Origin of the sequence: Rhodococcus sp. 05-2255-1e (genome assembly GCF_002259025.1) — a bacterium.
Lineage (GTDB): Bacteria > Actinomycetota > Actinomycetes > Mycobacteriales > Mycobacteriaceae > Rhodococcoides > Rhodococcoides fascians.
Window position 1 is genome coordinate 41,547 of sequence record NZ_NOZE01000005.1, and the last position, 16,826, is coordinate 58,372.

Genomic DNA, 16,826 nt, shown 5'->3' on the forward strand with positions numbered 1-16,826 from the left:
GCGGCGGTGGCTGTCCAGGGGCCCCACCGGCGCGCCGAGGCGGGGGAGGGGGCTGCTGGCCGGGTGGTCGACGCGGTGGCGGCGGCTGGCTCGGCGGCGGGGTACGCCGATTGGGCGCGCCGTGCCGTCCGTAGCGATCGTCGTCGTTCACGAATCGACTGTACCCATCACGGCAACCATGCCAGGTGTTCGCGCAGCAGGGCGTAACCGACGAACGCGACGATGTCGATGAGTGCGTGCGCGATCAGTAGTGGCCACAGCCTCCCGGTGCGCTGCCAGTATCGGCCGAACACCAGGCCCATCAGGAAGTTGCCGACGCCGCCGCCCACCCCCTGATAGAAGTGGTAGCTCCCGCGCAGCAGCGAGGAGCACAGCAAGGACTTGTTCTCGCTCAAGCCGAGTCGGCGCAGTCGAGAGATCAGGTAGGCGACGACGATGATCTCCTCGGCACCGGAGTTGGCCAGCGCATACAGAATCAGGGCTGGCACTCGCCACCAGTGGTCGTCGAGCGCGCTGGGTACGACGTTCAGATTGAATCCCAGGGCGTTGCCGACCAGGTAGAGCGCGAGACCCGGCAGCCCGATGAGTGCCGCCAGCCCGACGCCGTGGCCGAGATCGATCTTCAGGCGCGGTTTCGCCAGTCCGATCGCACGCGGTGCCAGATCTGCTCGCCACAGCAGGTACAGCCCCAATGCTCCCCATGCGCACAGGCGCAGGATGCTCAGCAGCTGGAACAGCAGGTCGATGACGCTGAAGCTCGATCGCGAGGAGTTCAGGGCGACCGTCTGATCGGACAGCGCTGCGGTCTGCAGGGCATCCTCGACCAGCGAGAGAATGCTGCTCATGCCACTGAGGCCGAACGTCGCCAGCAGCACGATCGCGATCTCGACCTTGATGGTCGTGCGTTCGCGAGCATCGGGCGGTGGAGCGGCGCTCTCCGGCGGCGGTGGCGTCAACCAGTTCCTGAAGTCGGTCACGGCACGAGTGTGCCCTGTTGTGCCTCGCGGCGGCGTCAGCCCCGGGCGCGCAGACCGTTGAGGAACGGGCAACCGGCGAGGACCCGGAGGGCCCGGCTCAGGGAGATCGTGTCGTCGACGGGCGCGGCGAAGCCCAACCGGACGTCGTTGTCGCCGCACTCGCCCTCGATACGCAGACGAATGCCGTAGCGGTCGATGCCCAGCGGACGCACGCGTCCCTGCCGCAGCGACGGTGGGAGGCGTCGGGACAGTTGCGCGAGGAGGTCGGGATGATCGGAGTCGAGGTGCTCGAGCCAGCTCGTTTCCATCTCCCAGAACGGATCGGGCTCGGCTGCCAGCAGCGAGTCGACGTCGACCGGCTCGGCTCCGGTGCTGTCCGCCACCACTGCGGAGCCGACGATCAGACGCACCAGGGAGGTGGTGTGGCCGACGTCGAGCAGAGCCGCGTGGGGATGCTCGGCGGCCACCGCGCCGGCCATCGGTCGCATCAGCGATTCCGGCACCGGGCGCAATTCTCCGCGCAGCCACACCAGTGACCGCACCGGTTCGCGCAATGCGAGAGGTGCGTGATCGGTGAGCTCGACGACGGCAGGAACGCCGGCGCGGGAGGACTGCCACCTGATCGCGTCGTCGATGGAATCGGTGGGGACGGCCAGAATCATCTCGCCGTTGGGTCGCAGGTGGTGCAGGGACGTCACGACGGGGTCGCTGCCGTCGATCACGAGAGCTGCGCCCTCGGCGCGCATGCAGGCGCTGCGCACGCGCTCGGCGGTGGACGGTCCGGTGGTGGTGGTTGCGCCGAGCATGGGCTCCTCCGATGCGATCGGTACAGTTGAATGGCCAGTAGGTGAGGCATACCTAAGTAACGTGCCCCTAAGTTAGCCGGATGTGGCGGGTATCGCAAGGGCAAGCTGGGACTACCGTGAAGACGTGCCGATTCCGTTGACCCTCGGTGTGCCGCACCGACCAGATCCGAACGCGCTCGTCGCCGGACTGCTGCAGCCGTTCTGCGCCGATGCCCCTGCCGCGCAGGCCGCTCCACGCGCCGCCGAGTACGGCCCGCCCGTCGTGCTGGCCTCGACCCTGCTGACGCTGCCGCCCACCGAGAATCTCGGGCGCATCGTCGTGCGACTCGACATCGACCCGGACGAGCTCCGGGCCTCGAGCGCAGGCAACTACGAAGCCGTCAGATTCGAGGTCGACGCAGTCTCCGAGCATCTTGCCGACGCGCTCGGGTTGCGACTGCCCTCGCCCCTCGTCGTCTTCCCGGTGTTCGACGCGATCGACGTGGCCGAGACCGCGGAGACCATCGTTGCCGCTCATCGGACCCCCGGCATCGGTGTCGGCGACACGGCGAGGCGTATCGCCGACGTGCTCGCCGTCGTCTCGCATGCCGATGTCGGTCTGGTCGCCCGCGCCGACACCGGAGACGACGTGATCGCGATCCTCGCGGCGACGGTGGCATCGCTGCGCGGAGACGACATCGCGTCGGCTCTGGCCGCGCCGAATGTCGACGCTCTGCGCAAGCTCATACCCGAGGCCGCCGAGGCCGTGCGGGAGGTACTGCTGGGGGTCGAGATCGCCGACGCCGTCGCCGCCCGCGCCCGGCTGGTCGACGTCGGTTTGATCGCTTCGGGGACGTCGACAACGTAACCTCGAGACGTGCCTCGCATCGCTTACTTCGGCCCATCGGGAACGTTCACGGAGATGGCGCTGGCGCAGTTCGAAACGCTCGGCGCATTCGATGGGGTCGGCCTGAGCGGGAACGTCCAGCGGGTGTCGGCCGCGAGCCCGCCCGCGGCGCTCGAGGCCGTTCGATCCGGTGCCGCCGACGCCGCAGTGGTTCCCATCGAAAGTTCCATCGAGGGGGCCGTGCCGCCGACGCTCGACGCATTGTCCGAAGGACGGCGATTGCAGATCGTCGCCGAGACCGAGATCGAGGTCGCGTTCACCATCGTCGGCGGGCCCGGTGTCACGCTCGACTCGGCCCGCACGATCAGCGCGTACCCCATCGCCCTCAGTCAGGTCCGGCAGTGGTTGCAGGCCACGATGCCCGACGCCGTCGTGCAGTCTGCGACCTCGAATGCCGGTGCAGCAGAAGATGTTGCCGCCGGCGTGGTCGACGCCGCTGTCTCGACACGGTTGGCCGGGGAGCGATTGTCTCTGCCGATGCTGGCCGACGGCATCATCGACGTCGAGGGTGCGCGCACCCGCTTCGTGCTGGTGACTCCGCCGCAGCCGGTGCCAGCCCGCACCGGTGCCGACCGCACCTCGGTGGTGCTGAAGCCGCCGAACGACCCGGGTACGCTGCCGGCAGCGTTGGCGGAGTTCGGAATTCGCAACATCGATCTGACGTTCATCGAATCACGCCCTACCCGTTCGCAATTGGGCACCTACATGTTCTTCGTCGATTGCGCCGGGCATGTGGACGATCCCCTCGTCGCCGAGGCGCTGACCGCGTTCCATCGGAAGATGCCGCTACGTTTCCTCGGATCATGGCCCACAGCAACGACATCGGGAGGTTCGGTGCCGCAACCGATCGACGAGCACGTGCAGTGGTTGTCCGAAATTCGGTCCGGTCGGGGTGATCTGTGATGGGCAAGCTCATTCTCGTTCGGCACGGGCAGACCGTCTCCAACGTCGCGAAGAAGCTGGACACAGCGCCGCCGGGAGCCGAACTCACCGAGCTCGGGCACCGACAAGCCGAGGCGTACGCGCAGACGCGGCTGGGTAATCCTCCCGCCGTGTTGGTCTCGTCGATTGCGTTGCGCGCCAAGCAAACTGCGGGCTACGTCGAGCGCGGTACCGGAGTGCCCCTCGTCGTGACCGACGGTATCCAGGAGACGTCCGCCGGAGAACTGGAAGATCGAGACGATCCCGAGGCGCACCGACTGTTCACCGAAATCTTCTACCGGTGGCATACCGGAGATCTGGATGCGGCCGCGCCGGGCGGCGAGAGCGGGCGCGCAGTGTTGGCGCGCTACGTCCCGGTGCTCGACGAGCTGCGTGGACAGTACCTGGGTGACGACACCGCAGGAGACGTCGTCGTCGTGAGCCACGGTGCCGCAATTCGATTGGTCGCGGCGGCCCTCACCGGTGTCGACGGCACCTTCGCCGCCGACAACCATCTCGACAACACCCAGACAATCGAGCTGTTGCCGCTACCCGACGGTGGCTGGGCATGCGCCAGGTGGGGCACGTTCCTGCCGCCGTTCGAGGGCAAGGGCAGCGACAAGGCAGACAACCCGATCAGCTGATCGCGGGATTGCCGATCGCTGGGTTGGTGGTCGCTGGGTTGGTGGTCGCTGGGTCCTTGGCCGACGAGATCAGCTCTGTCAGAGCCGCTGTCACCCGGTGATCCGACGCGCCGGTCAACGAGCTCCACGAACGACCGTCCGCGGCGACAGCGGAGGTGGCGACGATCCGTCCGGCGCGGGTGTCGAACAAGGCCACCGGACGCCCGGCCCCGCGCCGAGTCCCGTGCCTGCGGGTCACGGCCGTGATCTCGGTCCTGCCCGCGCACGTGGCCATCGCCGAGGCCAGTGTGAGGGCCCGGTCATCGGCGATTCCGATGCTGCGCAGACGGGAAGCGGTGCCCCCCACGTCGGACGGTGCCGCGTCCAGTGCCTCGGCCAGCAGGTCGGTGGGCGCGTTGATGCTGCCGGGATCGAACGGCGGTGCCGATCCCAGCGACGAGACGAGATCGCGAGCCGGATCCCCGGCGATGACGCGCAGGGTGACGATGTTCTCTCGCCGTACCGCCGACACCGCGATGGTGTCGTCGGATGCGATGCAGATCCGGGTCACAGGAACGGTGTCGCCCTCGAACTGTCGAGCCGAGACGTACCAGCGGGGTTGTTCCATGACCCGCAGCCAGTGGCGAACGTCCTCGTGGACCGCGGAGCCGTCCCACAGTCCTGCCGCCGCGAGGGCCTGACGGCCGCGGTCGACAGCACGGTCGCGGGCTGTCGCGTCGTCGAAGCGTGGGAAGACGTCGAGCACAACGGGTAGTTCGGCAATCGACAGCTCGTCGACCAGGAAATCCATCTCGTCGACACCGAGTGCGGCACTCGGCAGTGTGTGGCCCACCGGCACGGTTCCCAAGTCGATCACCGGCCGTTCTCACTGATGTTGTCGAGGGCTGGGTCCGCTCCGATGACCGACGGTGCCACCGTGCGGCCGTCGGCGAAGTGCTCGAACTGTTTGAGGTATTCCGGGGTGTCGTGTTCGTCGTCGTCCTGCGCCCGTGTGCCCGATGCGGGCGCAGCACCGGCACCGGTTCCGCGCTGAGCGAGACCACCCTCGGCTGCGGTCGGTGCGCCGACCGTAGTGGCAGGACTGCTCTGGACTGCACCCGTGAGTGCCGATCCACCGCCGAGGGGACTCGACGCCGAACCGGGCATTCCCAGCCCGCCGCCGATGCTGCCGCCCAGTCCGCCGAACGCCACCGGACGGGTGGACGCCGGCCCGACGGCGAGAGATGCCGAACCACCGGGTGCGAAGGAGTGGCCGATGCCGGATCCGGGTCCACTCGGCGGCGGCGTCGAGACCAGGTTCGATGCCGCGGTGGCCACCGTGGACACGCCTGTTCCGGCGATCGAGGTGGCGGCACTGCCGAGCTGCCCGGCTGCGGCTGCGACGCCTGGGTTCTGCGTCGCGGCCATCAGACCGCCGACCGCAGCCTGAACGGGGGACGTCATCAGCGCACCGTTGGCGAATTTGCCGAGACCACTGCCGGACTCGGACACGATGGCGGGCGCATGATCGAACGTCGTCTTCGCGATCAGGTGCGAGGAGACCAGCTCGAATCCCTCCATGACCATGGCTGCGCGGATGTCGAGCAATCGATCTGCGACCTCGGCTGCCTCGTAACTTCCGTTCAATGCGCCGCCGGTCGACGCAGCCGTGACCTTGGCAGCTTGCACGGCACCGATCTCGACGAGCGACGGCATGGTGGCCAGCGCGACGCCGTACGAGGTTCCCGCGGCGGGGGCTTCGATCGACAGTGCCGCCGCCTTCAGTGCCGTGGCTCCGGTCCACGTGGCGAACCGGGCGAGGGCGGCCTGCGCGAGGAGGGCCGACTCACCCTCCCAGCCCGCGGTCAGGGCTGTCGTGATCGCGGCGATGCTCACCGAGGCCTCGGTGAAGGCCGCGGCCACCGAACCCCAGGCCCCGCCTGCGACATGTAGAGGCACCGGTCCGGGCCCCAACAGTCGCGTCGAATTTCCTGTCGCAGTTCGTGGTAGCCACACCACACCTGTCACACCGAGCGTCATTGTCCAGCCCCCATGATGTTCGAGCCCCCGTGTCGTTTTCGAAACCGCTGCCGGTCGATGAGTGCGTCAGATGCCGGCGAGCCCCGGCAGGCCCCCGGCGGTGTCGTCGTCGGTCGCCAGGTAGTCCGCGGCCTGCTTGCGCAGTTCCTCGGCGGCCCGGTGTAGCTCCGAAATGCCCCGTGCTGCAGCAGGGCCGAAGGTATCGGCCGCGGTGGCGAAGAAGCGATCGGTCAAGAGCGACACCTCGTCGGTGCCCGGCGGCAACGGCCGAACAGGAAGAGCCGTCGCAGTGACGGCGGCCTGCAATCGGGCAGCGACCGCATCGAGTTCCGAGGCAGCGAGCTGCAGAGCCACCGGATCGACTTTGATGACGGTCATGAGCACGCTCCCTGCGATCGACCAACTGGGCTGTCGGTAGGTAGGACGCCGCCGTGCCCGGATCGGTTCCATCGATGCCGGAAAGAATTCAGAGAGACTTCTGTGCCACCGAATCCATCGTCCACAGCGAGCCTCGGCGATGGATCGAGGTGCGCGTCAACGGTGCGACGTCGACCCGCCAGAACGAGCTGACCGGTGCCGCCAGCACCAGCACGACCACGGCCCTGATCACTGCGGGTGCGGTCACGGCCAGCGTGCGGCCCGGCGTCGAACCGACCTCGTCGAGCCACGTCCGGACGCGAGCGAACAACGCCTCCAGAGATTCACCGCCCGGCGGTGTGAATGCCGGGTCGCCGAGCCAGGCCATCGCGTCGGCGTCGGGCAGATCGGTCATCTCGAGACCGGACCACCGGCCGTACGCGACGTCGGCCAACGCGGGTTCGACCGCGACGTCGCTGCCGAAGATCTCGGCAGTGGATCGGGACCGCAGCTCCGGGCCGGACACCACTCGGTCGGCACGCGGAAAATCGGTCACCTCGGCCAGTGCGCGCACACCAGCCTCGTCGAGTGGCTCGTCGGCAGGAAAGCGGCCCGAGCGCATCGCATCGGTCCTGGCGTGGCTCACCAACGTCAGGCGGGTCGCAGGCGCAGTCACCGCGTCATTGTGGCATCGGACGGTGTTCTTCGAGGACAGTGATTGACACGGAGTCGAACGCGGTGCCACAGTGCGCAGGTAAGACGCGATGTACGCAGGTAATCCGGTGAAAATCCGGAACGGTTGCGCCACTGTGATCGACGTCGGGCAGATGTCCGAATTCGAGAGCCAGAAAACTCGTACATCGCATGGCCGTCCCTTCATCTCCGAAGGGACTACGGGACGCACAATCCCAGGAGGACACCCCCATGGCAATACTTCATGCACCCAGCAACACGACGGAATCGGCGGCCCTCGCCGTCATCGTCGCTGCGACGATACTGCTCGCATTCGTTGTGCTCTACCTCGTCGGATTCGACCAGGGCGCGATCTCGCGCAGTGGCATGTACATGCACGAACTGATGCACGACGGCCGCCACCTGCTGGGCCTGCCATGCCACTGACCGGGACATTCGTTCAGTTGCTGGTGCGAGGTCTGCTCGCCGGTCTCGTCGCGGGACTGCTCGCCGGCGGAGTTGCCTTCGTCATCGGTGAGCCGCACGTCGATTCGGCCATCTCCATCGAAGAAGCAGCAGGCGAGGCACACCACGCCGACTCCGATGCGACTGCTGCGCACTCGCACGGAGACGAGGACGCCCTCGTCAGTCGCGACGGGCAACGCGTCGGACTGTTCCTCGCCACCGGACTCGCCGGACTCGCACTCGGCGCGATCTTCGCGTCGGTACTGCACTATGCCCGACGGTTCAGCTCGCTTCCGGGCTCGATCCTCGCGCTCCTCGGAGCCGGGGCCGGATGGCTGGCAATCGAAGCGGTGCCGTTCTTCAAGTATCCGGCAAACCCACCGGCCGTCGGAGACCCGGAGACGATCACCCAGCGCACCTGGCTGTGGTTGGCGTCGGTGATTCTCGGTCTGCTGGCCGTGGGCGTCGCGATCTATGTGGCGAAGGCGGTGGCGTCGCAGTCGTCGGTGGCGGTTCGCGTCGGTGCTCCGACGGTGGCGTTCCTCGTGATCGTCGGTGTGGGCTACGCACTTCTGCCGGGCGTGAACGAAGTGGGTTCGGGCTTTCCGGCGACCCTGCTGTGGGAATTCCGACTCTCGTCACTGGCCACGCAGGCAACCCTGTGGCTGGCCCTGGGACTGGGATTCGCGTTCCTGACCGACCGCGCGGTGCGACCTGTTCGCCGAGAGGCTGTCTCGGCTTAACCCTGTTTTGCCCGCCCCCCAGGTTGGGATCAATGCGCCTTTGTTGCAGTCTGACCGACTGAAACCCACATTGATCCCAACCGGGGGTGGCATTACGGGGGTGGGGGTGGCGATCGGGGGCGAGCGCGATCAGCCGAATCCCAGTTGATGCAGGCGTTCGTCGTCGATGCCGAAGTGATGGCCGATTTCGTGCGCGACGGTGATGGCGATTTCGCGTCGGGCCTCGTGTTCGTCGTCGACCATGTCGAGGATCGGTTTGCGGTAGATCGTGATGACGTCGGGCAAGTGGCCGCTGTATTCGTAGCGTTCGGTCAACGCGGTTCCCTCGTACAACCCGAGGATGTCCTCGGTGGGGTGCTCCTCCTCGACGAGGACGACCACGTTGTTCATGAAGTCGGTGAGTTCTCGCGGCAGTGTGTCGAGAGCGTCGGACACCGCTTCTTCGAAGTCGACGCGGGTCATGTGCGTGGGGATGTCAGCCTCCGGTGGTGATCGGAGCAGCACCGGGCAGTGGGGTCGGGAGGGCGCGGCCGTCGGGGGCTGCGGGCGGCGGCACGGGCGCGGCACCGTTGATGAGGATGTCGCCCTTCGCGCTGCCGACGATGGTCGCGAATCCACCGGAGTCGAGTTCCTTGCCCACCGAGCAGGTCACCTGACGGCTGCCGGCGAGCCAGCTCGAGACGTCGATGGTGTCCCAGAACAGCGTCAACGTCTTGTCCCGCAGCGCGTTCTCCGAGCCGAGGTATCCGTTGACGGCGTCGGTGCAGGTCTTCTCCAGGTACGCGTCCTGGTCGCCTTCCGACGGGTGCCCGCCGGGGAACTGCTGCGTGAGGTTGATCACCGAGGCCACCTCGAACGCGTGGGGAGTCGAGCATTCCACCGGGTCGGCAGGCACGTTCTGGTTGATTCCGATGCACGTGCCCGTCGGCCACACCTTGGACTGGTCCTGGTCGAGGATCGAGCCGGTCATCTCGAGCAGCGCACCGGTGTTCGACGGCATCTGCACACCGCACCGCAGCGTGCGCTCGCCCTTGGCCCATCCGGCCTGGCTGGGGAACATCAGGCCGACGCCGTAGCGGCCGTTCGGGTCGAACTTGGCACCGACGTAGCCGTCGACGGCGGCGGTGCAGTGCTCGTCGCGCAGTTCGCCGAAGCGCAGCGCTCCCGGGTACGGCGCGCCGGGGCCGAATTCGATACCGGGGTAGACACTCATGTCGATGTCGCGGGCCACCTCGAAGCGGTGGGCGTCGGCGCACGGCACTTCGCTGAGGTCCTGACGATCGGTCTCGGGATCGTCGGTGGGCGTCCACTGCAGGCACACGCCCGGGTCGGCGGCACCGAAGGACTTCGCGGACACCGGACCTGCGGTGGCGGGGCCACCGGCCGTCGAATGCGTGGTGATTTTCTCGGGAGTCGAGAATCCGCCGGACAGGAACACTGTTGCCCCCGCGGCCAGGACTGCACCGACGGCCACCATGGCGAGGCCGCGTCGAGCAGTGGTGGCCGAGAGAGTTCTCCGACTCTCGCTCGTCGTGGGGTCTGGTTCTGTAGCGGACATCGCCCTCCATCATGCCCGAGTATGTTCGGTCGACATGAGCGACCCAACGGGTGACGACGACCTCAGTGAGCTGGCCGGTCGACTGTTCGCAATGGCACGTACCGGTGACGCCGTCGGTCTGGCGAGTTACGTCGACGCCGGAGTTCCGGTGAATCTGCACAACGAGTCGGGGGACACCCTGCTCATGTTGGCCGCCTATCACGGTCATGCCGATGCGGTACGGGTGCTGGTCGAACGCGGTGCCGATGTGAACAAGGCCAACGACAAGGGCCAGAGCCCACTCGCGGGCGCTGTGTTCAAAGGCGAGGACGAGGTGGTGCGGCTGCTCGTCGACGGCGGAGCCGACCCACACGGCGGCCACCCGTCGGCGATCGACGCAGCCACGATGTTCGGACGCGAGGACTACCTGGGCTTGCTCGGCAAGTAAGGTTTGCTCTCGTGATCGACCTGAAATTGCTTCGCGAGAACCCCGACGCAGTGCGCGCCTCGCAGCGCACCCGAGGCGAGGACCCCGCTCTCGTCGACGCTCTTCTGGACGCCGACGCTTCCCGCCGCGCCGCTGTGTTGGCCGGGGATCAGTTGCGTGCCGAGCAGAAGGCGCTGGGCAAGAAGGTCGGCAAGGCTTCGGCCGAGGACCGTCCCGCGCTGCTGGCCGGGGCATCGGAACTGGCCGCAAAGGTCAAGGCGGCCCAGGCAGCCGAGGCCGAGGCCGACGCAGCTCTCGACACGGCTCACCGGGCGATCTCCAACATCGTCGAGGAGGGAACGCCCGCGGGCGGCGAGGACGACTTCGTGCTGCTCGAGACCGTCGGCGACGTCCCTGAGTTCGACTTCGAGCCCAAGGATCACCTGGAACTCGGCGAGTCGCTGAACCTGATCGACATGGAACGCGGAGCCAAGGTGTCGGGCTCACGCTTCTACTTCATGACCGGCTACGGCGCGTTGCTGCAGCAGGGGCTGCTTCAGCTCGCCGCGCAGAAGGCCGTCAAGAACGGGTTCACCATGATGATCCCGCCGGTTCTCGTGCGGCCGGAGATCATGTCGGGAACCGGCTTCCTCGGAGCACACGCAGACGAGATCTACCGCCTCGAAGCCGACGACCTGTATCTCGTCGGAACTTCCGAAGTTGCTCTCGCCGGCTACCACTCGGGCGAGATCATCGACCTCGCCGACGGCCCCAAGCGCTACGCCGGTTGGTCGTCGTGCTTCCGTCGTGAAGCGGGCAGCTACGGCAAGGACACCCGCGGCATCATCCGCGTCCATCAGTTCGACAAGATCGAGATGTTCTCGTACATCAAGCCCGAGGACGCGTCGGCCGAGCACCGGAAGCTGCTGCAGTACGAGAAGGAAATGCTCGCCGCAGTCGAATTGCCCTACCGCGTCATCGATACCGCAGGCGGAGACCTCGGGTCCTCGGCCGCGCGCAAGTTCGACTGCGAAGCATGGGTCCCCACGCAGCAGGCATACCGCGAGCTCACCTCGACCTCGAACTGCACGACTTTCCAGGCCCGACGCCTCGGCGTGCGCTACCGCGACGAGAACGGCAAGCCTCAGACCGCCGCCACCCTCAACGGCACCCTCGCCACCACGCGGTGGATCGTGGCGATCCTCGAAAACCACCAGCAGGCCGACGGCACCGTCCGAGTTCCCGAGGCCCTCGTGCCTTTCGTCGGGACCGATGTCCTGAAGTAATTCAGGATCAGGCGATGTCGCCGATGCAGTAGCCCTCGCCGCCGATCGCCAGCAGGAACGTGCGGTTCTGGTACACCCCCGAGGCGTCGATGATGTCGGCATTGACCTGCGTGTAGACGCCGTTCTGAGCCGTCACTAACACACTGTCGGGATCGAACGAGGTGATGCTCGGCAGAATTGCCGGGTTCTCGGCCAGAGGTGGGGCAGTAGGAGACCCGGTGCCGTTCGGATCCCACGTGCCGCGGCTGTCGCACACCAGCGGGTAGCTCTCTTCGACGTCGCCCCGATTGACGGGGATACCGGCGATGCGTCCCAGATAGCGATCGACGGTGTAGACCGCGTCCGTCGCGTCGAACACCGGCGTCGTGCCGGTGGGATAGACGGTCGGGCAGGCGTAACCCGACGCGATCTCGCTGCGTTTGATGGCGACCGTTGCCGTGGGTCCGGTCCACGTCACCGCGTACTGACCGTCGACCGCGGGAGCCGCCACCGCAGCGAGGATGGCGCCGGTGTCGAAGTACATCGTCGGAATGTCGGTCGGCGGCACAGTCCAGCACCTCGCGGTGACGACACCTATTCCGCCGCCGGTGAGATCGTTGACGAACGGCCGTAGTGCCGCGGCGGCCGCAGGATTTCCGGGGGCTTCGCCGACGGGCGGACCCGGTGGGATGGGCGGCGGTGCCGGGGTGGTGGTGGGCTCTGGGGTGCTCGACCCGGCGGCATTCGCGGACTCGGCGGTGGACCCTGCACTGCTGCTGGACGGGGCTGCGGCCTGCTCGGATGGGATCCCGACCGCGGAATCGCAGGCACCGACCAGCGCAATCATCGCTATCAGCGGCAGCGCGGTTCGGCAGACTCGGCTGCGCCGCGGTGAAGCCGCTCTGTTCTTCACGTGAATTCTCTCCCCCGTAGCTTCTCGAACTGCGCACGACCCGACCGCGCTCCTGGCCGGACCTTTCTCCGACCCCGTCCACCGACTACGCTAACCGACTGTGGAACCCGTCTACCGATCAGTCATCGGCATCGCTCGCACAGTGTTCGCGTTCGAGGGCCTGAAGTTCGAGGTCGAGGGCGAGGACCACATCCCTGCTACCGGTGGAGCGGTCATCGCCGTCAACCACACCGGATACATGGACTTCACCTACGCCGGGTTGCCGCCGCGGCGAGTGAAGCGCTACATCCGCTTCATGGCCAAGAAGGAAGTCTTCGACAACAAGATCTCCGGACCCATCATGCGCGCGCTCAAGCACATCCCCGTAGATCGTGGGGCAGGTGCGGAGTCCTACAAGTCGGCCGTGCAGAGTCTGCGCAACGGCGAACTGGTGGGCGTCTACCCCGAGGCCACCATCAGCCGGAGCTTCGAGATCAAGGAATTCAAGTCCGGTGCAGCGCGTATGGCCATCGAGGCCGGCGTCCCCATCATCCCGACGGTCATCTGGGGTGCGCAGCGAGTGTGGACCAAGGGCTACCCGAAGCGATTGGGCCGCACCAACACTCCGATCTCCATTGCCGTCGGTGAACCGATTGCGCCGGTCGGGCCGCCGAACGAACTGACCGACAAGCTGCGGTCGGTCATGCAGAAGATGCTGCTCGAGCTTCAGGAGGGCTACCACCACGAGCCCGGCGCGTACTGGGTTCCGGCCCGACTCGGTGGCAGTGCCCCGACCCTGGAGGAAGCCGACAAGCTCGACGCCCAGGATCTGGCGGCGCGCGCAGCCAAGCGCGTCGAGTAGTCGGCGGGCATGAACCTCCGCGGTGAACGGGTCGTGTTGCGGCCGATCACCGCCGAGGACGTGCCGGAGCTACGCCGAATACTGCACACCCCCGAGGTGCATGCGCGGTGGGGTGACGAGGACGCCGACGAGAGCTGGCCGTTCGACAACCCTGAAGAGACCCGCCTGGTTGTCGAATTGGACTCCGCGACAGTCGGTTTGATCCAGTACGGCGAAGAGACCGACCCGATGTACCGGCACGCGTCGATCGACATCTTCCTCGATCCGGCTGTACACGGCCGCGGCGTCGGAAAGGACGCGGTAGGCACGCTGGTGCGTTACCTGACGGTCGATCTCGGTCATCACCGCCTGGTGATCGATCCGGCCGCCGACAACGCGGTAGCGATAGCCTGTTACAGCGCAGTCGGTTTCGAGCCGGTCGGGATCATGCGCAAGTACGAGAAGGGACCGGACGGCTGGCACGACAGTCTGCTGATGGACCTGATCGTCGAATAGCTGACATGTTCGGGGTTTCAGGGGTTCACGCGTTCAGGGGGAGAGTCAGCCGGAATCGCGCGCCCGAAGGCCCTGCGAGGCAGACGAGTTCGCCGCCATGGGCGCGCGCCAATGTCCGAGCGATCGACAGCCCCAGTCCGACGCCACCGGATGCGCGGTCACGGGCGGAGTTCAGCCTGACGAGTCGTTCGAAGATGCGCTCACGGTCTGCCTCTGCGACACCGGGTCCTTCGTCGTCCACGGTGACGAATGTGTGGGTGTCCCGGCCGACCGCTACCCGAATCGTGCCGCCGGACGGGGTGAAACGACCGGCATTGTCGAGCACATTCGACAGGATTTGTTCGATGCGTCCGACATCGATGTGAACCATAATCGGTTGCGCGGCAGCGACATCGAACCGAATATCCGGCATGACCAGAGCTGCTCGCTCCACGGTGCGGCGGGTGATGTCGGCAAGGTCGGTATCGGTTGCGTCGAGATCCGACGTGTTCTCCGCACGGACGGAATCGAGCATGTCGCCCACCAAGCGTGACGCCCTGCTCGATTCCCCGACCAGCAGCTCGCTCCAGCGTGGGACTCGATCGGGGCGATGCTCGGCATCGCGCTGCAGCGACTGCGCCAACGCCGAGATCCCGGCGACGGGAGTGCGCAGCTCGTGTGCGGCGTCGGCCAGAAAGCGCCGCATGTCCTCCTCGGCGAGCCTGGCCGTGCGTGCGGCCGCGGCCTCGCGTCGTTCGGCGTCCTCGAGGGCGTCGAGCATCTCGTCCACGGCCGAGGCGGTGCGGCCGAGGTCGGTGTTCGGTTTGGTGGGAAGCAGCCGTCTACCCCTGTCGCCGTTGGTTATTCGGCGCGCGACCGATGTCATCGAGTCCAGCGGGGACAGTGCTCGCCGTACGGCAAAGGTGAGTGCAGCGGCGGCCAGTAGCAGCGTCACAGCACCCGCTACCAGCATGAGGATGCGCAGTTGTCGCCGAACATCGGCGATAGCGGTGGTATCGCCGAGGAGAGACAGCGTCGAACCGTCGGGCAACGGTTCGGTGATCTCGAACGAATCGGACGGGGGCGCAGGAGGATCCGGCGGACCAGGGGGACTCGGAGTTCGCGACTGGCCCGCAGGCGGAGCCGGGGTGGCAGGCCGGATGTCCGGGCCAGGCGGTCCGCTGCCGGGAGCGCCGTACACCGTGCCGTCCGCAGCGGTGACACGAACTCGGATGGCGTCGCCCTGCAGCGCCTGCACCAGATCCCCGGGCCCGACGCCGCTCTCCACGAGCTCGACAGCCCGAGTTGCCCGGTCCGACAACCGCGCCTCCAGATCACGCCGAAGCTGTTGACCCAGAACGACATCCACCGACGAGCCGACAATCACCAGCAGTGCCGCGAACAATACGACGACGGTGGCGACCACCCGCATCCGAAGCGACGGAGTCGGCGTCCGCTTCACTGCGGAGCCCGCAATGCATAACCCAAGCCGCGGACGGTATGGATCAACCGCGGCCCATGCGCTTCCATCTTGCGACGCAACGCACTGATGTGAACTTCCACCAGGTTACCGTCGTACGCGCCGTAGCCCCAGACCGATTCCAGGATAGAGGTTTTGGAGACAGTACGTCCGCGTTGTGCGACGAGGAACGTGGCCAAGCGGAGCTCCGTCGCCGTCAGATCGAGAACCTGACCCGCCCGAGTGACCACTCCGGCGGGCTCGTCGACCAGTAGATCACCGACCTGGACCGCGTCGGACGAACGACCGCGACGCCGCAGCACGGATTTGGCGCGGGCGACCACCTCGTCGAGTTGGAACGGCTTGACCACGTAGTCGTCGGCACCGTCGCCGAGTCCACGCAACCGGTCGGCCAGCTGATCTTTCGCGGTGACCATGATGATGCCCGCGTCGCTGCTCTGCCGGACGACGTCGATGAGATCGAACCCGTCCCGTGCACCGGGCAGCATGACGTCGAGGATCACCACATCGGGACGAAAGCCTGCCATCGTGGGCTCGAAGTCGTCGCCGTCGGGCAGGGACACGGCGGTGAAACCCGCGTCCTCGAACGCCGCCACGAGCGCTTCCCTGATGGGTAGCGAATCCTCCACCACCATCACCCGGGGAGCGGAACTGTATGTCATGCCTCGATTGTCACCCACCAGCTGAAGTGATCCTGAAGATGCGCCCAGCTTCAGGGTGACTTCAGCTAGCGGCGGCAGTGTCGGTGACAGACCGAAACGAACGACGCAGTCCGAACAAGGAGTGAACGTGAACGATCAGACTCAGCCGATTCCCGCCGCATCGAACCCCGAACCCGGCACCGCTCGGGAGAACAAGCCCAAGCGGTGGAAGGGAAGGGTGCCGCTGGCCGCGACCGCAGCAGCGGGACTTGCCATCGGAGCCCTGGTGACGGCGGCGGTGTTCGCAGCCGCCGGACCCGACGTCTCGCCAGGCGTGTCCACCGTGGCGTCGTCTTCTGCCCTCGGACAGCGAACCGATGGCGGCGGCGGTGTGGATGCATCGGAGGTGCCTGCGGCTCCTGCCGCTCCCGATTCCGGTGACGGATCGACGGTTCCCGCAGTTCCGACCCCACCGGGTGATGGCTCAACACCACCGGCACCGGGTGACGGCGCAGCGCCGCCTGCCCCGCCCGCGGGTGGTCCGGGCAAGGGCGGGCCGGCCGATGGTGGTCCGGGTAAGGGTGGGCCGGGCGCAGGTGGCCCGGGAGCGGTGTGCGCACCAGAAGACGGAGCGACGCCGCCCGCGCCGCCGGCACCGGCCGATGGCACAACTCCGCCCGCGCTGCCGGCACCCGCTGACGGTGCGACGCCTCCCGCACCGCCGGCAGCGCCGTCCGGTTCCTGAACGCAAGCTCGGT

The 16,826-nt window shown here is 67.1% G+C and carries 22 protein-coding genes; 11 read left to right on the forward strand and 11 right to left on the reverse strand.

Annotation, left to right across the window (positions count from 1 at the left end; genetic code table 11):
- Nucleotides 1-167: 167 nt before the first annotated feature.
- Together CH262_RS01715 and CH262_RS01720 are read right to left on the reverse strand one after the other, a co-directional pair.
- A complete protein-coding gene (locus CH262_RS01715) occupies nucleotides 168-977 on the reverse strand; it encodes a CPBP family intramembrane glutamic endopeptidase (protein WP_373453759.1) in 810 nt (269 codons plus the stop codon).
- A gap of 35 nt (nucleotides 978-1,012) precedes the next feature.
- A complete protein-coding gene (locus tag CH262_RS01720) occupies nucleotides 1,013-1,783 on the reverse strand; it encodes a DUF2470 domain-containing protein (RefSeq protein WP_032383014.1) in 771 nt (256 codons plus the stop codon).
- Nucleotides 1,784-1,907: 124 nt separating this feature from the next.
- Here CH262_RS01720 and CH262_RS01725 point away from each other — a divergent pair, with 124 nt between their 5' ends.
- The 3 genes from CH262_RS01725 to CH262_RS01735 are packed head-to-tail and all read left to right on the forward strand — an operon-like array spanning nucleotide 1,908 to nucleotide 4,234.
- A complete protein-coding gene (locus tag CH262_RS01725; protein WP_094716741.1) occupies nucleotides 1,908-2,630 on the forward strand; it encodes a hypothetical protein in 723 nt (240 codons plus the stop codon).
- A 9-nt stretch (nucleotides 2,631-2,639) separates the two neighbouring features.
- Nucleotides 2,640-3,572: a prephenate dehydratase gene (pheA, locus tag CH262_RS01730; RefSeq protein WP_094716742.1), complete on the forward strand. Its 933-nt coding sequence runs from the start codon at nucleotides 2,640-2,642 to the stop codon at nucleotides 3,570-3,572.
- Entirely contained in the window at nucleotides 3,569-4,234 is a 666-nt protein-coding gene (locus CH262_RS01735; RefSeq protein ID WP_094716743.1) for a histidine phosphatase family protein, read from the forward strand. The genes pheA and CH262_RS01735 overlap by 4 nt, the downstream gene beginning before the upstream one ends.
- Here CH262_RS01735 and CH262_RS01740 read toward each other — a convergent pair.
- The 4 genes from CH262_RS01740 to CH262_RS01755 form a co-directional block, all read right to left on the reverse strand.
- Nucleotides 4,227-5,090 carry an ESX secretion-associated protein EspG gene (locus CH262_RS01740; protein ID WP_094716744.1) on the reverse strand — a complete coding sequence of 288 codons (864 nt, stop codon included), beginning with the start codon at nucleotides 5,088-5,090 and terminating at the stop codon, nucleotides 4,227-4,229. The two genes, CH262_RS01735 and CH262_RS01740, sit on opposite strands and share 8 nt — an antisense overlap.
- Nucleotides 5,087-6,253, reverse strand: a complete 1,167-nt coding sequence (locus tag CH262_RS01745) for a PPE domain-containing protein (RefSeq protein ID WP_094716745.1) — start codon at nucleotides 6,251-6,253, stop codon at nucleotides 5,087-5,089. The genes CH262_RS01740 and CH262_RS01745 overlap by 4 nt, the downstream gene beginning before the upstream one ends.
- A gap of 66 nt (nucleotides 6,254-6,319) precedes the next feature.
- Nucleotides 6,320-6,631, reverse strand: coding sequence for a PE family protein (locus CH262_RS01750; RefSeq protein WP_032407187.1), 312 nt, complete (start codon nucleotides 6,629-6,631; stop codon nucleotides 6,320-6,322).
- Nucleotides 6,632-6,719: 88 nt separating this feature from the next.
- A complete protein-coding gene (locus CH262_RS01755) occupies nucleotides 6,720-7,286 on the reverse strand; it encodes a histidine phosphatase family protein (protein WP_256988614.1) in 567 nt (188 codons plus the stop codon).
- Nucleotides 7,287-7,534: 248 nt separating this feature from the next.
- On the opposite strand from CH262_RS01755, the gene CH262_RS01760 reads away from it, so the two are divergent.
- Nucleotides 7,535-7,729 carry a CbtB domain-containing protein gene (locus CH262_RS01760; protein ID WP_027494840.1) on the forward strand — a complete coding sequence of 65 codons (195 nt, stop codon included), beginning with the start codon at nucleotides 7,535-7,537 and terminating at the stop codon, nucleotides 7,727-7,729.
- A complete protein-coding gene (locus CH262_RS01765; RefSeq protein ID WP_032385343.1) occupies nucleotides 7,720-8,490 on the forward strand; it encodes a CbtA family protein in 771 nt (256 codons plus the stop codon). The genes CH262_RS01760 and CH262_RS01765 overlap by 10 nt, the downstream gene beginning before the upstream one ends.
- Before the next feature lie 129 nt (nucleotides 8,491-8,619).
- On the opposite strand, the gene CH262_RS01770 is transcribed toward CH262_RS01765, so the two are convergent.
- Nucleotides 8,620-8,952 carry a metallopeptidase family protein gene (locus CH262_RS01770; RefSeq protein WP_094716746.1) on the reverse strand — a complete coding sequence of 111 codons (333 nt, stop codon included), beginning with the start codon at nucleotides 8,950-8,952 and terminating at the stop codon, nucleotides 8,620-8,622.
- Nucleotides 8,953-8,965: 13 nt separating this feature from the next.
- Complete coding sequence (locus tag CH262_RS01775) at nucleotides 8,966-10,048, reverse strand: septum formation family protein (protein WP_094716747.1); 1,083 nt, start codon at nucleotides 10,046-10,048, stop codon at nucleotides 8,966-8,968.
- Between the two features lie 34 nt (nucleotides 10,049-10,082).
- On the opposite strand from CH262_RS01775, the gene CH262_RS01780 reads away from it, so the two are divergent.
- Both CH262_RS01780 and serS read left to right on the forward strand, forming a co-directional pair.
- Entirely contained in the window at nucleotides 10,083-10,475 is a 393-nt protein-coding gene (locus CH262_RS01780; protein ID WP_032366735.1) for an ankyrin repeat domain-containing protein, read from the forward strand.
- Between the two features lie 11 nt (nucleotides 10,476-10,486).
- Nucleotides 10,487-11,740, forward strand: coding sequence for a serine--tRNA ligase (gene serS, locus CH262_RS01785; protein WP_094716748.1), 1,254 nt, complete (start codon nucleotides 10,487-10,489; stop codon nucleotides 11,738-11,740).
- A gap of 7 nt (nucleotides 11,741-11,747) precedes the next feature.
- Here serS and CH262_RS27925 read toward each other — a convergent pair whose 3' ends face one another.
- Nucleotides 11,748-12,263 (reverse strand): hypothetical protein, encoded by a 516-nt coding sequence (locus CH262_RS27925; protein ID WP_218829287.1) that lies wholly within the window; start codon nucleotides 12,261-12,263, stop codon nucleotides 11,748-11,750.
- On the opposite strand from CH262_RS27925, the gene CH262_RS27930 reads away from it, so the two are divergent.
- From CH262_RS27930 to CH262_RS01800, 3 genes are all read left to right on the forward strand, one after another.
- Nucleotides 12,250-12,636 carry a hypothetical protein gene (locus tag CH262_RS27930; RefSeq protein ID WP_141215004.1) on the forward strand — a complete coding sequence of 129 codons (387 nt, stop codon included), beginning with the start codon at nucleotides 12,250-12,252 and terminating at the stop codon, nucleotides 12,634-12,636. The two genes, CH262_RS27925 and CH262_RS27930, sit on opposite strands and share 14 nt — an antisense overlap.
- Before the next feature lie 96 nt (nucleotides 12,637-12,732).
- Nucleotides 12,733-13,473: a lysophospholipid acyltransferase family protein gene (locus CH262_RS01795; protein ID WP_027494833.1), complete on the forward strand. Its 741-nt coding sequence runs from the start codon at nucleotides 12,733-12,735 to the stop codon at nucleotides 13,471-13,473.
- Nucleotides 13,474-13,482: 9 nt separating this feature from the next.
- Nucleotides 13,483-13,968 (forward strand): GNAT family N-acetyltransferase, encoded by a 486-nt coding sequence (locus CH262_RS01800; protein WP_032385346.1) that lies wholly within the window; start codon nucleotides 13,483-13,485, stop codon nucleotides 13,966-13,968.
- Between the two features lie 25 nt (nucleotides 13,969-13,993).
- On the opposite strand, the gene CH262_RS01805 is transcribed toward CH262_RS01800, so the two are convergent.
- Together CH262_RS01805 and CH262_RS01810 are read right to left on the reverse strand one after the other, a co-directional pair.
- Nucleotides 13,994-15,409, reverse strand: a complete 1,416-nt coding sequence (locus CH262_RS01805) for a sensor histidine kinase (protein WP_256988618.1) — start codon at nucleotides 15,407-15,409, stop codon at nucleotides 13,994-13,996.
- The gene (locus CH262_RS01810; RefSeq protein ID WP_080731811.1) at nucleotides 15,406-16,089 is read right to left on the reverse strand and encodes a response regulator transcription factor; all 684 of its coding nucleotides are present in this window, start codon (nucleotides 16,087-16,089) and stop codon (nucleotides 15,406-15,408) included. The genes CH262_RS01805 and CH262_RS01810 overlap by 4 nt, the downstream gene beginning before the upstream one ends.
- 127 nt (nucleotides 16,090-16,216) lie before the next feature.
- On the opposite strand from CH262_RS01810, the gene CH262_RS01815 reads away from it, so the two are divergent.
- A complete protein-coding gene (locus CH262_RS01815; protein WP_143547043.1) occupies nucleotides 16,217-16,813 on the forward strand; it encodes a hypothetical protein in 597 nt (198 codons plus the stop codon).
- The last annotated feature ends 13 nt before the right edge of the window (nucleotides 16,814-16,826 follow it).

What these genes read in the sequence shown, in the direction of transcription:
- CH262_RS27925 (WP_218829287.1), bottom strand. Translation starts at nt 12,263, where the DNA reads ATGTACTTCGACACCGGCGCCATCCTCGCTGCGGTGGCGGCTCCCGCG.
- CH262_RS01720 (WP_032383014.1), bottom strand. Translation starts at nt 1,783, where the DNA reads ATGCTCGGCGCAACCACCACCACCGGACCGTCCACCGCCGAGCGCGTG.
- CH262_RS01810 (WP_080731811.1), bottom strand. Translation starts at nt 16,089, where the DNA reads ATGACATACAGTTCCGCTCCCCGGGTGATGGTGGTGGAGGATTCGCTA.
- CH262_RS01800 (WP_032385346.1), top strand. Translation starts at nt 13,483, where the DNA reads ATGAACCTCCGCGGTGAACGGGTCGTGTTGCGGCCGATCACCGCCGAG.
- CH262_RS01765 (WP_032385343.1), top strand. Translation starts at nt 7,720, where the DNA reads ATGCCACTGACCGGGACATTCGTTCAGTTGCTGGTGCGAGGTCTGCTC.
- CH262_RS01760 (WP_027494840.1), top strand. Translation starts at nt 7,535, where the DNA reads ATGGCAATACTTCATGCACCCAGCAACACGACGGAATCGGCGGCCCTC.
- CH262_RS01775 (WP_094716747.1), bottom strand. Translation starts at nt 10,048, where the DNA reads ATGTCCGCTACAGAACCAGACCCCACGACGAGCGAGAGTCGGAGAACT.
- CH262_RS01780 (WP_032366735.1), top strand. Translation starts at nt 10,083, where the DNA reads ATGAGCGACCCAACGGGTGACGACGACCTCAGTGAGCTGGCCGGTCGA.
- CH262_RS01770 (WP_094716746.1), bottom strand. Translation starts at nt 8,952, where the DNA reads ATGACCCGCGTCGACTTCGAAGAAGCGGTGTCCGACGCTCTCGACACA.
- CH262_RS01745 (WP_094716745.1), bottom strand. Translation starts at nt 6,253, where the DNA reads ATGACGCTCGGTGTGACAGGTGTGGTGTGGCTACCACGAACTGCGACA.
- CH262_RS01750 (WP_032407187.1), bottom strand. Translation starts at nt 6,631, where the DNA reads ATGACCGTCATCAAAGTCGATCCGGTGGCTCTGCAGCTCGCTGCCTCG.